Origin of the sequence: Bacteroides caecigallinarum (assembly GCF_021530995.1) — a bacterium.
Classification (GTDB): Bacteria; Bacteroidota; Bacteroidia; order Bacteroidales; family Bacteroidaceae; genus Phocaeicola; species Phocaeicola faecigallinarum.
Genome location: NZ_JADYTF010000091.1, coordinates 1 through 14,750, shown reverse-complemented (window position 1 = coordinate 14,750; position 14,750 = coordinate 1). Strand labels below are relative to the sequence as shown.

14 protein-coding genes are annotated in these 14,750 nt (G+C 40.0%); 6 read left to right on the top strand and 8 right to left on the bottom strand.

Annotated elements, in window-relative coordinates:
• Positions 1 to 47: 47 nt before the first annotated feature.
• Positions 48 to 518 (top strand): Lrp/AsnC family transcriptional regulator, encoded by a 471-nt coding sequence (locus I6E24_RS11970; RefSeq protein WP_204507834.1) that lies wholly within the window; start codon positions 48 to 50, stop codon positions 516 to 518.
• Between the two features lie 62 nt (positions 519 to 580).
• Here I6E24_RS11970 and rpsA read toward each other — a convergent pair whose 3' ends face one another.
• The 6 genes from rpsA to I6E24_RS11940 all read right to left on the bottom strand — a co-directional run bounded on the left by rpsA (position 581) and on the right by I6E24_RS11940 (position 9,396).
• Positions 581 to 2,365, bottom strand: coding sequence for a 30S ribosomal protein S1 (gene rpsA / locus I6E24_RS11965; protein ID WP_204402766.1), 1,785 nt, complete (start codon positions 2,363 to 2,365; stop codon positions 581 to 583).
• Between the two features lie 193 nt (positions 2,366 to 2,558).
• On the bottom strand, positions 2,559 to 3,260 hold the full coding sequence (locus I6E24_RS11960) for an SIMPL domain-containing protein (protein ID WP_235328777.1): 702 nt from the start codon (positions 3,258 to 3,260) through the stop codon (positions 2,559 to 2,561).
• Between the two features lie 20 nt (positions 3,261 to 3,280).
• Positions 3,281 to 4,129 (bottom strand): ATPase, encoded by an 849-nt coding sequence (locus I6E24_RS11955; RefSeq protein WP_235328776.1) that lies wholly within the window; start codon positions 4,127 to 4,129, stop codon positions 3,281 to 3,283.
• Between the two features lie 85 nt (positions 4,130 to 4,214).
• Complete coding sequence (locus I6E24_RS11950; RefSeq protein WP_235328775.1) at positions 4,215 to 5,525, bottom strand: histidine-type phosphatase; 1,311 nt, start codon at positions 5,523 to 5,525, stop codon at positions 4,215 to 4,217.
• A gap of 200 nt (positions 5,526 to 5,725) precedes the next feature.
• Positions 5,726 to 8,638: a M16 family metallopeptidase gene (locus I6E24_RS11945; protein WP_235328773.1), complete on the bottom strand. Its 2,913-nt coding sequence runs from the start codon at positions 8,636 to 8,638 to the stop codon at positions 5,726 to 5,728.
• A 185-nt stretch (positions 8,639 to 8,823) separates the two neighbouring features.
• Positions 8,824 to 9,396, bottom strand: a complete 573-nt coding sequence (locus I6E24_RS11940; RefSeq protein ID WP_204402760.1) for an FKBP-type peptidyl-prolyl cis-trans isomerase — start codon at positions 9,394 to 9,396, stop codon at positions 8,824 to 8,826.
• Positions 9,397 to 9,603: 207 nt separating this feature from the next.
• Here I6E24_RS11940 and I6E24_RS11935 point away from each other — a divergent pair, with 207 nt between their 5' ends.
• From I6E24_RS11935 to I6E24_RS11920, 4 genes are read left to right on the top strand one after another with little or no spacing between them, the layout of a single operon-like run.
• Positions 9,604 to 10,086, top strand: coding sequence for a DUF4252 domain-containing protein (locus I6E24_RS11935; protein WP_235328772.1), 483 nt, complete (start codon positions 9,604 to 9,606; stop codon positions 10,084 to 10,086).
• Positions 10,073 to 10,579, top strand: a complete 507-nt coding sequence (locus I6E24_RS11930) for an RNA polymerase sigma factor (RefSeq protein WP_154042887.1) — start codon at positions 10,073 to 10,075, stop codon at positions 10,577 to 10,579. The genes I6E24_RS11935 and I6E24_RS11930 overlap by 14 nt, the downstream gene beginning before the upstream one ends.
• Positions 10,576 to 11,100 carry a hypothetical protein gene (locus I6E24_RS11925; protein ID WP_235328770.1) on the top strand — a complete coding sequence of 175 codons (525 nt, stop codon included), beginning with the start codon at positions 10,576 to 10,578 and terminating at the stop codon, positions 11,098 to 11,100. The genes I6E24_RS11930 and I6E24_RS11925 overlap by 4 nt, the downstream gene beginning before the upstream one ends.
• A complete protein-coding gene (locus tag I6E24_RS11920; RefSeq protein ID WP_235328769.1) occupies positions 11,097 to 11,546 on the top strand; it encodes a DUF4252 domain-containing protein in 450 nt (149 codons plus the stop codon). The genes I6E24_RS11925 and I6E24_RS11920 overlap by 4 nt, the downstream gene beginning before the upstream one ends.
• Positions 11,547 to 11,630: 84 nt before the next feature.
• Here the strand turns inward: I6E24_RS11920 and I6E24_RS11915 are convergent, their stop codons facing one another.
• Complete coding sequence (locus tag I6E24_RS11915) at positions 11,631 to 12,920, bottom strand: cytidylate kinase family protein (protein ID WP_235328768.1); 1,290 nt, start codon at positions 12,918 to 12,920, stop codon at positions 11,631 to 11,633.
• A gap of 127 nt (positions 12,921 to 13,047) precedes the next feature.
• On the opposite strand from I6E24_RS11915, the gene I6E24_RS11910 reads away from it, so the two are divergent.
• The gene (locus tag I6E24_RS11910) at positions 13,048 to 13,929 is read left to right on the top strand and encodes a helix-turn-helix domain-containing protein (protein ID WP_235328767.1); all 882 of its coding nucleotides are present in this window, start codon (positions 13,048 to 13,050) and stop codon (positions 13,927 to 13,929) included.
• Between the two features lie 7 nt (positions 13,930 to 13,936).
• Here the strand turns inward: I6E24_RS11910 and I6E24_RS11905 are convergent, their stop codons facing one another.
• Positions 13,937 to 14,497 carry a cyclophilin-like fold protein gene (locus I6E24_RS11905; protein WP_235328766.1) on the bottom strand — a complete coding sequence of 187 codons (561 nt, stop codon included), beginning with the start codon at positions 14,495 to 14,497 and terminating at the stop codon, positions 13,937 to 13,939.
• Between the last annotated feature and the right edge of the window lie 253 nt (positions 14,498 to 14,750).

Genomic DNA, 14,750 nt, shown 5'->3' with positions numbered 1-14,750 from the left:
ATTCTTATTTTAGTATCGAAAATTAAATAAAACAGAATATTAGTCCTATGAACAATGTAGAGAAATTGGATAAGGTGGATTTGCAGATACTCCGTACTTTGCAGGAGAATGCCAGACTGACAACAAAAGAGCTTGCCGCTAAAGTGAGTCTGTCGTCAACTCCGGTTTTTGAACGTCTGAAACGTCTTGAATCAGGTGGGTATATCAAGAAATATATTGCGGTGCTTGATGCGGAGAAACTTAATCAGGGTTTTATGGTTTTCTGTAAGGTGAAGATGCAGCATCTCAATTATGATATAGCACGTAGTTTTTCAGAAGTTATAGCAGGGATACCGGAAGTGACAGAGTGTTATAATATTTCAGGCAGTTTTGATTATCTCCTCAAGATTCATGCTCCGGATATGAAGTATTATCAGGGATTTATACTGAATGTGCTTGGCAGGATTGACACTTTGGCATCATTGGAGAGCGTATTTGTGATGGATGTGATAAAGCACGATTATGGAATACATATATAAAAGAATAAGGCTGAACCTCGTTGAGGATTCAGCCTTATAGATTTTATTGCAGTAGGCAAAAATTATTTCTTACCTTCCAACTGTTCTTTCAATGCAGCAAGAGCATCGATGTCACCAAGAGTTGTAGAAGCAGCCTGGTTCTGGATCATTGGAGCTTCTTCTTTCTTAGATGATTTCTTTGCAGCTTTCTTTTCTGCTTTTTCTTCAGCCTTAGCAGCATCTTCGAATACACGGCTGTGAGACAAGATGATACGTTTAGCTTCCTTGTTGAATTCGATTACTTTGAACTGAAGCTTTTCATCAAGCTGAGCCTGAGAACCGTCTTCTTTTACAAGGTGTTTTGGAGTAGCGAAACCTTCAACACCGTAAGGCAATGAAACTACTGCACCTTTGTCCAAAAGTTCGATGATTGTACCTTCGTGGATAGAACCTACAGTGAATACAGTTTCGAATACATCCCATGGATTTTCTTCCAACTGTTTGTGACCAAGGCTCAAGCGACGGTTTTCTTTGTCGATTTCCAATACCTGAACTTCGATTTCAGCACCAATCTGAGTGAATTCTGATGGGTGTTTGATCTTCTTAGTCCAAGAAAGGTCTGAGATGTGGATCAATCCGTCAACACCTTCTTCGATTTCAACGAATACACCGAAGTTAGTGAAGTTACGTACTTTTGCAGTGTGCTTAGTACCTACAGCATATTTTTCTTCGATGTTTTCCCATGGATCAGCTTTCAACTGCTTGATACCAAGAGACATCTTACGTTCTTCGCGGTCAAGAGTCAAGATAACAGCTTCTACTTCGTCACCTACCTTCATGAAGTCCTGAGCTGAACGCAAGTGCTGTGACCAAGACATTTCAGAAACGTGGATCAAACCTTCTACACCTGGAGCGATTTCGATGAATGCTCCGTAGTCAGCCATAACAACTACTTTACCCTTAACGTGATCACCAACTTTCAAGTTTGGATCAAGAGCATCCCATGGATGTGGAGTAAGCTGTTTCAAACCAAGAGCGATACGTTTCTTGTCATCATCGAAGTCAAGGATAACAACGTTCAACTTCTGATCCAAAGAAACAACCTCGCGTGGATCGCTTACACGGCCCCAAGACAAGTCTGTGATGTGGATCAAACCATCTACGCCACCCAAGTCGATGAATACACCGTAAGATGTGATATTTTTAACAGTACCTTCAAGTACCTGACCTTTTTCAAGTTTACCGATGATTTCTTTCTTCTGCTGTTCAAGTTCAGCTTCGATAAGAGCTTTGTGAGATACAACTACGTTCTTGAATTCCTGGTTGATCTTAACAACTTTGAATTCCATAGTCTTACCTACGAATACGTCATAGTCGCGGATAGGCTTAACGTCGATCTGAGAACCTGGCAAGAATGCTTCGATTCCGAATACGTCAACGATCATACCACCCTTAGTGCGGCACTTAACGTAACCCTTAATGATTTCTTCGTTTTCAAGAGCAGCGTTAACACGATCCCAAGAACGAGTAGCACGTGCTTTCTTGTGAGACAAGATCAACTGACCTTTTTTGTCTTCCTGATTTTCGATATATACTTCTACAGTATCACCTACTTTCAGGTCTGGATTGTAACGGAATTCACTCAATGGAATGATACCGTCTGATTTGTAGCCAATGTTAACTACAACTTCGCGTTTGTTCATTGCGATTACAGTACCATCAACAACCTCACGGTCATTTACTTTGTTAAGAGTACTGTCGTAAGCCTTTTCAAGTTCTTCTTTGCTTACATTTGTTAGTGTGTCACCACTTTCATACGCATCCCAGTTGAAATCTTCAATAGGAGCAATGTTCTTTAAGTTTTCCATTAAAATAAAAAATTGTTTTTAAATAATTAATTGTGTTAGACTTTATGTTGTTTATCTAAATCGGGCGCAAAGATATTAACTTATATCCATATATGCAACTTTTTGTCCGCTTTTATGCTGAAAAATAGAAGATTATATAAAATAAGAGGAGACATGTGTAAGCATGCCTCCTGCAATATTATATAAATAAGTTTCAGTCCTCAAGAGAATAATCTATGGTAGTTACCACTCTTACTTTCTTTATGTACGGTGTATTGGCGTCGCGGTCTGTGATACTGAACTGTCCTTGGTTGGCTTTTCTGATTTTGCCAAGTTCGCTGTCAGAATCTTCCGCGAATTTTTCTGCAGCCTGTCGTGCATTTTTTGTAGCTTCCTCAATCATTTGCGGCTTGATTTTGTTCAGACCTGTATATTCGTACTGTACGTTGTATCTGTAGTCGCCCGATGTGATTGCTACACCTTGTTTCAGGAGTTCCCCCTGGCTGCTGATGAGCTTTCTTATCAGATCTACCTTGTCTGAAGTGACGGTAATGACTGATGTAACGTTATATCTGTACGTACTTTCCTGATTGCTGTAGCGTTCTGCCTTCATATCTATTATTTCAGGAGCATTTACACTTATTTCTTTCTCGTCAATACCTTTGCTGATAAGGAATTGCGTAATGGTTTTGTTCGATTTGTTAATCTGGTCGTACAGCCCACTCAAATCGTTTCCCAGACTTTTGTAAACCAGTGGCCATGTAACCTTGTCGGCAGGTACTTCCATTTCTGCAAGTCCTTTGACGTTTACGCTGCGGTCCTTGTCAGCGAAGCTGCTGATTCCACGTTCAATGTATACACCCAGTAAAAGCAATCCTATTGCTATTACAATGGCTTCAAATCTTAGATTTTTCATAACTTTATTGATTTATTGATTTATTGGTTATTGTGAAATTCTTTCAGTCCCCATATAGGTTCTTTAATAAATTTACCTGTTTTCAGGTTAAGCCGTTTGGCTGTTTCTTTTATTTCATCCTGAAAATACCAGGAAACGGAACCCGTAAATGAAATCTCCAAATTTGTGTCGTATTTCATTACATTTCTTTCGAAGAAATCAGTAAAACATTCATGTAGGAAATTTTTTACCAGCGCTTCATGTCTTATATTATATATATAAGGTGTTAAGGATGCCAGGAAACGGTTTGCCTGTGGCTCTCTGTAAACTTTCCGCAATATGTCTTCTATCGTTAAACCGCAATTGTTCAAAAAGTCATTTTTTATATTTTCCGGCAGTTGTCCTTTAAGGCAGTCGGCAATAAATCTTTTTCCAAGGTATGCGCCGCTTCCTTCATCTCCCAGTATATATCCCAACGGGGAAACATTCTTTATTATGTCTTTCCCGTCATACATGCATGAATTTGAGCCGGTGCCAAGTATACATGCTATTCCCGGCTTTTTCCCGCATAATGCCCTTGCAGCCCCCATCAGGTCTGTATATGCATGAACCTTAGTTCCGGTGAAAAAATCCTGTAAAATATTTATGATTTTTTCAGCTGGTTCAGGCAGGCATCCTGCACCGTAAAAATATATTTCTGAGATTTTGGCTTTGTCTATACTGTCGTTTTTTTCTATTTGTGGCAATAAATCAGTTTCTATTATTCTGCGAATGTAGTCCTCATCCTGATGAAAAGGATTTATGCCTTCGGTCTTGAGTATCTCTGATTTATTTGTATCGCTGATTAGCCAATCGGTTTTTGTCGCTCCACTGTCTGCTATTAGTATCATGTCTTTTTTACTTTATCACAAATGTAACTCTTTATTAATGAATAACCAATAGAGACTTTGCTTTTTGTGTAAAAAATATGATATGCTAGTCTGTTTCATAATCTTCGGGCAATTCCGGGAGATAAATTTTTTCTGTAAGTTCTATCCATGTTTTTCTGAGGTCTTTCCAGTGATAGAAAGGGAAACAGTCTGTTTTTATTCCTGTCAGATGTATTTCACGTTCGTTAAGCAATGGTTTGACCAGAATATCATTGCTGTCCTTCTTGCGGAAGAATATAAGTTGCAGGTTTCCGCACATCGGAATCATACGGTATGTCTGATAATATTGAGGGATAGAGTCCCAGTCGGCTGTAGAATGGTTGAACCCGTCAATGTTCATCAGAGCTACCAGTGGCGCAAGGTTTGTATCATGACCGAAACGAAGGGTGGCGCAAGGTTTTTTTGATACAAGTGCTGTGTCGGCAGCCTCTACTATGTTTCTCAGCAGATTGCGTGCCAGATTAGGCATTTTACCACTGCTTAGAGGTGATGGTCCCTGTTCGTAATACCATTCGAAATTGTTCAGTTGCCACAAGTCGAAAAGCTCTTTTCCGTTGAAAAGGAATGAAAGGTCTGGCATATTGTCCGAACTCTGGCTTATACCATGATATTCGAAAAGGTCGCATTCCAGCTTTCCCGGATTCTTGACTTTTGAAATATATTCCGGTTTAAAAAGCACTTTCATGATACGTTCCGGATGAACGAAACGCTTTTCTGCTTCTGCAAATACCGAATCGGCGTTGTGCTGGCAGCTGTCCGAATATATCGGATTCTTGTATTTTATGAAATATTCATCATGCTGGCTTGCATCTGTTGTGATATTCAGTTTCGGGTTCAGGCCTTTCAACTCTACACAGGCTGCTGCCATCGAAAGGAAAGCACGAGTCTTATATGTAGAGCGGGCATCAATATGTGCTCCGTCTGTAAATATTTCAGGATAATTTTCAAACATTCTTTTTGCAAGTTCCTGATGTTGTCTGGCTCCTTTTGGAGTAAGCTCTCCGTAGCGGTTTTCGGCTGCTTCTGCAAGCTGTCTCAGGATTTTCAGTGTCTTTTTTCCGTCATCGGTCAGTCCGTTGTTTTTCTCTGCTTCCTCCATTATTGTCAGAGCCGGTTCGTACTTGTCTTTCCCTGTCAGGTAGCGAGATCCGTGTCTGGCATACGTACTTATGTAGCATGGCACATATCCTTCCGGAACCGGTGTCAGTGGGATAGATGGTGCCTCGTATGCCATATACTTCCCCGTTGCCAATTTGGGATTTTCTCTTATTTCCACTTCTGCACGAGTCTGTGCATTGATGCCCTGCATTCCTATTGCTGCAATGCAGATGCAAAACAAACTTTTTACCTTATTCATATAAATGTCAATCTTATTACGGCGCAAAAATAGCATATAGATATGTGTCGGTGTATGCAGTTGGCTATATGATATAATCAGACAAAGTGAAATGTAACAGACTTGTAATGTTTCTGTAACAGTTTCTGCTGGTTAAGTAAAAAAAGAAAGAGACCCGCACTCAGTAGTACAGGTCTCTTTACACTATAAATTATATGAAATCAATATCCGAAAATATCTTTCTGTGACAATTTTGTAATCTTACCGTATTTTTCCAGCGATTTCATGTCAAGGTCTTTTTCGTTACCAAGAACGCAATAAGTATATTTGCGGTCTTTAACCCATTTCAGCTGGAAGTCTTTCACATCTTTCAGAGTCATTGTCTGTGCCTGTTCGAACAAAGCTTTTCTAGGATCTCCCTCGATACCTTTGTCCTGAAGATCAAGATACTCCCACAAGATATCCATGCCTGTGATTCTGTCAGTACGCAAGCGGCTGATAGTTCCTTCCTGAGCCAGCTTGAATGCTTTTTCAGATTCAGGCATATTGTTGATTATCTCATCGAAAGCCTTCATGGCGTCTATCATCTTGTCGTTCTGGGTAGCGATGAACGAACGGAAGATGTATGGATATTCCTTTTTAGAAGGAGAAGCGATGAAAGCGTATGATGAATATGCAAGACTTCTTGCTTCACGCATTTCCTGGAATACTATTGAGTTCATGCCACCGCTGAAGTATTCGTTGTACATGCTCAAAGTAGGCTGGATTGCAGCATCATATTGTTTTTCGAAGTTTGAAATACCTGTGAAATAGATTTGTTTTGCATCGTATTCGGCAAAATAAACCTTGTTTTCAGTAGTAGGCTGATACTTGTAGTCGTATGCAGGTGCAGGTACATCCTGAAGCTGGGCAGGTACGTTATGATACTGGTCGATTAAAGAAGTAAGTTCTTTTTCATCGGCAGGACCATAGTACATGATGCGATGCTTGTAGCTGTTGAACTTATGTATGCGATCTACAAGTTCCTGAGGATTCATTTCTGTAAGTTCTTTTTCAGACAGAATGTTCTTCGAAGGTGAGTGTTCGCCCCACATTGCGTAAGAAAGCAGTTGTGAGAAGTTTGCAGACTGGTTGAGTTTAGCATCCGCACGTTTCTTCAATATGTCAGCCGCATAGTTCTTATATGCGTTTTCGTCAACCTGTGCATCAGCAAGAATCTCTTCGAACAGTTGCATTGCCTGAGGCATATTTTCCTGAAGACCTGAAAGCACTACATATGTACGGTCCAATCCCGGATGTACGCTGAAGGAGCATGCCTGACGATAGAATTCCTTGTTGATTTCAGCAAGCGATTTCTTGGATGTTCCGAGGTATTCCATGTATGAGAATGCTGTACCCAAAGCTTTGTCGTTCTGGCTGCCCATATCGAATACATAAATCATCTGGAACAGATCGTTCATGTCGTTTTTCTTGTAAAGCACTTCGATATCTGATTTTGCAGTGAATTTTTGCATGTCTTTTTCGAAGTCGAGGAATACAGGTTCGATAGGAGTAACCTTGCTTGCCTGGATTTCTTTCAGGAATGAGCTTACGCTGTCACGGTTCATAACGATAGGAGTGATAGACGGTTTGTCCATCTTCTTTTCGTTAGGGTCTTTACCCATACGTTTGTAAACCAAAGCGTAGTTGTCAGCAAAATATTTGTTTGCGAAGTCAACAACCTGCTGTTTGTTCACCTTGCTCATCTTGTCGATGAAGTTTACTACATCGCTCCACTGGTCGCCGTCAATGAAGGCTGAAACGAACATGTCGGCTCTGCTTTCGTTGCTCTCAAGCTGTCTCATGTAGTAAAGCTTGTAATTGTTTATTGTAGCCTGAAGCAGTTCTTCGTCGAACTCACCTTTACGCAGTTTTTCAACTTCAGCCAGCATGAGGTCTTTTACTTCGTCCAAAGTCTGTCCCTGTTTTGGCTGACCGCTTATCATATAAGTATAGTAGTCCGACAAACCGAGTGAGCCTGCGAAGCATCCCAAAACTTTCTGCTGCTGGTTCAGGTTAACGTCAAGCAGACCAGCCTGTCCGTTGTAAAGAATAGAGCTGATGAGTGCAGAGATGACATCATCGTCAACTGTAGTAGGCATTCTCCATGCCAGTGCTACGCTTTCTGCATCAAGTCCCATAACTTCCTTCACTACAGGCTCCTTTATAGGCGATTCCTTAGGCTGAGGACGTTCAGGCAAGTTTGGATTAGGTTTCATCTCACCGAAATACTTGTTGATTATTTCGATAGTTTCGTCAGGATTCATATCACCTGACATACAGATGGCCATATTGTTAGGCACATACCATGTATTGAAATAATTCTTGATATTTGTGATAGAAGGATTCTTCAGATGTTCCTGCGAACCGAGTACAGTCTGAGTTCCGTATGGATAGTCAGGATAAAGAGCATTCAACAAAGTCTCATATACCTTTCTGAAATCCTTTGTAAGCGACATGTTCTTTTCTTCGTAAACAGTTTCCAGCTCAGTATGGAATCCTCTGATTGTAGCATTCTGGAATCTGTCTGCCTGAATTTTGGCCCAGTTGTCAATTTCGTTAGACGGTATGTCTTCCACATATACTGTCTGGTCGTAGCTGGTGTAGGCATTTGTACCGTTTGCACCGATAGCTGCCATCAGCTTGTCATACTCGTTAGGAATGGCTATTTTTGAAGCTTCGTATGACACACTGTCTATCTGGTGATAGATAGCTTTTCTTTCAGCCTCGTCAGTAGTTTTTCTGTAAACTTCAAACAGACGTTCTATTTCGTCCAGCATAGGTTTTTCCTTGCTGAAGTCTGTAGTACCGAACTTCTGTGTTCCCTTGAACATAAGGTGTTCGAAATAGTGTGCAAGACCTGTAGTCTCGGCAGGGTCATTCTTTCCACCCACTCTTACGGCGATGTAAGTCTGGATACGCGGAGTTTCCTTGTTTACTGTCAGGTAAACCTTCAATCCGTTGTCAAGTGTGTAGATGCGTGTCTGCATCGGATCGTTAGGTACGGTTTCGTACTTAAACTTCGAATCATTTCCGCATGCTGTCATCAATGCCAGCAATACGGCTGCTCCGATAAATTTCTTTGATTTGTTCATACTTCTGTTATTTGTAATATAATGCGAAGATACACAATGTTTTTCTAAAAATATGTCATATAACAGTTCTTTTTATCTTTATGTATATATATTTTTGCTTATACAATGAAAAACGGCATAAAAAAAGTGTAAACTACAATAAAATGTAATTTACACTTATGCTAAATCAGTCTTTTCGTATGTAATTAATGACATCCGCAGCAACCGCCACCACAGTCGTCATCGTGGTCACCGCATCCGCCGCCACAACCGCTGCATCCGCCACCGCATCCGCTCATTGAGTTAACGATGTCCTGAACTTCCTTGTTTGTAGCTTCACGCATTTCCAGAATTGAACCTTCGAAAATCAGGTCCTTGCCTGCGTGAGGATGGTTAAGGTCGATAGTTACAGTGCTGTCAGTGATTTCACCAACGTTTGCATAGAACTGGTTTCCTTCGCCATCGTTCAGCATAATGATGTTTCCTTCGAACACGTTGTCCTCGTCAAACTTGCCGTCAGGACCGCAGAATGCAGATTTAGGAAGAGTCTTTATACCTTCAGGATCTACTTCGCCGTATGCTTCAGCACATGGGATAGTAAAGTTGAAGTTGTCTCCCTTAGCAAGTGCTGTTATTTCTTTTTCAAATCTTTCAAGTGTATATCCTATACCTGTGATGAACTGGAAAGGATGTTCTGCAGGAGCTTCTTCTATCAATTCTTTTTCGCCGTCTATCATAGCATAAAGTTTGTATGCTACGGTGATGTACTTATTTTCCATAATCTAAAAATGTATGTTTTAAAAATCCGGACACAAAGGTAGTAAAAAAGCTTTTAATTTTAGGCAGATATGTACTTTGGTTTTTCAGATATTCATATTTTTGTAAAAAAACTTATTTTCTGATGCAACATTTCACCGGGAAGTTCCGTCTTTCACATAGAATGCGCATCAAAGATTATGTATAACACTTAAAAAAATGAGTCAGTCATGAAAAAATATTTCTTTATAGCTATGTTGTTTTCAGCCCAGATGCTATGTGCGGTAAATGTAAATTCTATTATCAACGAGTTTAAGGATGCCGATAGGGCAGAGTATGTAAGTGTTCCGTGGATATTGATGAAAATGGGACACATGTTTATGGACGAAGAAGACAAGGATGATATCGCCGCACGTATTAATAGTGTCAGAGTTCTCGACCTGGAAGAATGCAGTGCACGAGTGAAGGCCAGATTTACAAAAAGAGTAGCCTCGCTAAACGGACACGGATATGAGACAATGGTCCGCGCCAAAGATCAGGATGGAAGCGTGCAGATTCTTGTCAAGGAAAAGAAAGATATCATAAATGAATTACTTATAGTTTGTGGAGGGAAAGATGACTGTGCCTTGATACAGATAAAAGGCAATATTCGAAAAGAAGATATAGATAAACTTGTGGAACAGGAAACAGAAAAACGTGATGGACGCAAATGAATTTAAGACAGTCTTCATTCCGTACCATGCAAAACTCTATAGGACAGCTTATTCCATATTGAGGAATGTCCAGGATGCCGAAGATATAGTCCAGGACGCTTATCTGAAATTATGGAACAGACGCGATGAACTTGATGCGGCGGTTTGCCGTGAAGCATATTGCGTTACTCTGGTGAAGAACCTGTGTATGGATTTCATAAGAAGCAGTCATAGTAATTATGAGGATGTGATAGATGAAGAACGGGTTGGCTTGGCAGACGATGATATTGGTGAAAGGCTGGAAAAGAAAGAAGAAAATGTCAGGTTAAGAAAGATGATAGGCGGACTGCCAGACATACAGAAAAAAGTAATGTGGCTAAGGGATGTAAACGAATGTTCGTTTGATGAAATAGGAAAAGCTACGGGGCTGAACCCGGTGAACATACGTGCCACACTCTCGAAAGCCAGAAAGAAAATAAGAGAACAGTTCATTAATTTAAAGGACAAGATATGAAGGAAGATACAATCAGACATTTGCTTGAAAAATATTACAACGGTGAGACCGATGTTAACGAAGAGAAAATTCTGGAAGATTATTTCATGCATGATGAAGTTTCAGCTGAGTTCTCTGTTGACAAAGAGGTGTTCTGTCATCTGGCAGAGATGAAAGAAAATGATGAAATCACAGTTCCTGTAGTAATGGAGAAGCGTATTTCCGACAACATAGACATGTGGGAAAAACAAAGCAAGGCAGATAAGCCACGATATTATACTCTATATAAATATGTGTCGGGAATAGCGGCAGCTGTAGTGATACTGATAGGTATAAGTGTATTTATGCCAAAGAGTCAGGAGGACACTACGATGATGAAAGATACATTCGACAATCCTCAGGAAGCATACATGGCAACCGAAAATGCCCTGCAGCTTTTTGCCGAAGCTTTCAATAAAAGCGATGCCCAAATAGAGAAAGCAAGAAATGTGACGAAAAATGTAAAAGAAAAAATTGACAATATTAAAAACTTTAGAAGATGAAAGCAAGATTATTTATTATAGTGAGTGTTATGCTGGCAGCATTGTCTGTTAACGCACAGAATCGTTTTGAGAAAATAGCTGAAATGGAAGGGGTGACATCCGTTTATGTGTCCCCGAAAATGTTCAACATGATGAATGATTCAAACACCGGTGATATAAATATAGATAAAGTGGCAAAGAAACTTACCGGATTGCAAATTCTCTCGTCCGAAAATCAGGAAGCATCAGATCTGTTGCGTAAAGAAACGGCATTTATCAATACCAAAAACGGATATGAAGAATTATTGCGTGTAAAGGACAGCGGAGAACGAGTGTTCATTTATACGAAAGAGAATAAGGACGCAAACGAATATGTTCTGCTGGTTGATGAAGGCAAGGAATTTACGGTAATAATTCTTGAAGGAAAACTCACAGTGGATGAAGTTCGCGGTATTGTAAATCAGTAGTACGGAAATTACCGTTGATACGTTTTAAAAAAATGAACTGTCATTTAAGAGCGAATGACAGTTCATTTTTTATATGTGTTTTTATCACATATTCCTGTAAATATCTTTTATCAGTTTGCACGCCGTTTCAAGGCTTATTGTACCAGTATTCAACATAATATTATAATGATGAGGCTCTCCCCATTTACGACCGGTATAATATTCATAATGATGAATACGGTTGCGATTGATACGGCGTATTTCAGCTTCGGCATCTTCTTTTCTGATGCCATATTCTTCAGTACATCTTTCGATGGCAGAATCCATGTCGGAATAGCAGAAAATCTTCAGAACCTTAGGGTAGTCTTTCAGAATGAAGTCGGCACATCGTCCAACGATGATACACGGCTCTTTCTCTGCCAGTTCCTGAATGATCTTGCTCTCTGCCACAAACAGAACATCGTCCGATGAAATGCTTCCTTCTATCGGTTGTTCGCTGTTTTTCGACATGATACATTTCAACCAGAATGACGGAATAGACTGTTCGTTTCTGGCAATGAAACTTTCGTCCATACCGCTGCGCTTGGCTGCCATTCCGATGAATCCTTTATCATACAACTTTATTCCAAGTTCTTTCGAAAGCATCTCGCCAAGCAGATGTCCGCCGCTGCCATATTCACGGGCAATGGTGATAATGACATTTTTGTTGTCTTTAACATCTGCTGTCTTTTCGTTGTTAGCAGGAATAATCCATTTGTCGAGAAAATTGTAATAAGGACTTACGAAATGAACTATCGGACCTACTATCATCGCTGCAACTACCGTACCTTCGCGCACTCCGTACACTCCAGACATGAATATCAGCGACAGCAGGCATGCCAAGGCTACCAAAGTAACATCGAATCCGAGTTTTATATATCCGAATTCACCCCGGAAACGCTTTGTTATGACCTTCACAAAGTATTCGCCGGACATCATGGCTGCATTGGCCTTTACTTCGAGTGCAATACCCACTGCCAATATTACGCAACCTATCAGCAGAGCTATAATCATGCTTGGATATGTGGCGGGATTGAGCCAGAACAATACATAGTGCATACATATATCTATGAATATTCCGAAACAGAAAGATATCGGTATCTGCAGAAGGAACATACGCAGATCTTCTTTCAGGTCCTGACGCGTCATCATAAAAGGTTCTAGAACGACGAACAGTATGTTCAGCATGATAGTCCATTCACCGATAGTGAAAGGAGTGAACATACTTAGAACGTATGTTACGCTGGTGATGGGCGATGTGCCCAAGGCTGCTCTGGTGATAAATGCTATTCCCAGTGCGTTGACAAACAGTGCCACGCAGAACAGGAGATAGCGTCTTAGAAGAAATTTATTCATAATTGTATTTGTCATTTGTAAAACAGCTGCAAAGTTCAGCCTAAAATCTATAATGACAGATATAAAAGAACAACTTATTTTGGTTTAAAACGAAACAAAAGGTATCTTTGCTGTAAAAATTCAGATTATGGATGTCTCTATATATGAAGTTATGAAATCACTTGGAGTAACAGTAGGAAATACCTGCTGTTGTGATATCGATATGCATTCCGGTGATTATGGCGGAATTATATTTGAAAGGGGATTTTTCTTTCTTCTCGTCATAAACGGAACAGCAAAGCTTTCCGATATTTATGGCAATTATGGCCTTAACAGTGGAAATCTGGTCGTTCTGACACCGAGCACCACAAGCTCAATCGAACACTTTGATGCTGATTTTTCGCTAAAAATCATATATATAGTACCTTCGTATTTTGACAGCCTTCCTGACGGGCAGCCGCTGTATAATCAGGTGGCGAGGTATCTTGGCAATTATCGTCTCCCGGTGTTTAGCCTTGAAAGTGACAGGTTTTCTTATTTGAAACAAACGATGGCGCTTTTTGGTGACAGGCTGAACATTATGAATGTATATCACGATGGAATAATACGAAACCTGTGTAATTTCTTCCTTTTACAAATGGCTGATGCATTGTGTGTAGAAAACAATGATACTACGGTTTTTGTGAAACATGAAAATGAAATCTTCCGTAACTTCAAGAAACTGCTTGTAGAAAATTATCGTAAACATCATTCAATAGGTTTTTATGCTGACAGTCTGAACATCACGACCACCTATCTGTCGCGGGTGGTCAAAAGTGTCACAGGCAGTACTGTCTGTTTTCATATATCGAAGATGCTTTGCTCTGACGCACGCCGTATGCTTGAGTGTACTGATATGGACATTAAGGAAATTTCTGATATGCTTGGCTTTTCCGACCAGTCCGTATTTGGAAAGTTCTTTATGCGTAAGACAGGAGTATCGCCTCTGAAATTCCGTATGAAGAACGATTTGCAGAGACGGGATAATTAATGGCTTGTTATTCGCTTAATGAGATTGTAACCGTTACATCGCCGTTTCCAAGAATTCTAATCAGTTCATCGCCTGAAGTATTATCTATTTTCCCAAGTGGAGTCAGCGAGTATGTATTCGGAGCATAATAAATCACGAAATACTGCCCCAGGTATAGAATCAGGTCACCCGGTTGTGTGGTCAGCCTTTCGTTACATTGCGGCAGGGTAGTTCCTATAGGACCCACTTTCTCCATTCCGGCATAGTCATTCATGTTTATGGTCAGAGGTTCTTCTTTGAGCAGGTTTACTAAAGCTCTTGTAGATACGTTGTCTTTTAGTGTGGCCGTGAGTGTCGTTCCGTTAGCCTCGATTTTAATTCTTGAGTTGCTCATATTTTCTTCAGTGTTATTCTGGTTATCATTGTTTGTATTTTCTTCGTCTTGCTCTTGGTTACTGTTTCCATTTCCGTTTTCGTTTGAAACTTCGTTGTTTGTATTACCACCTGATGGAATTTCAGGTTCAGTACTGCACGCCATGGCAAATATGGAGTAGATGAAAATCAAAAATAGTAATCTTGCTTTTTCCATAATCATAGTCTTTATCTTTTTGTACTGATACAAAGGTATTGACTTTGCGATTAAGACTTTATATACATATTACTGATGATTGTACCAGAATTACGGTTTCTCTTTTATTTACATTTAATCATTTAGTATCTTTCCTCTAAAATGATTTACGGTAGAATGATTCCAAAGGCTTCCATTGGTATATTCATATGAATAAAGGCAATAAAATATTTACCGGCAGCATATTGTTGTCGGTAATAATTTTTTATAAGTT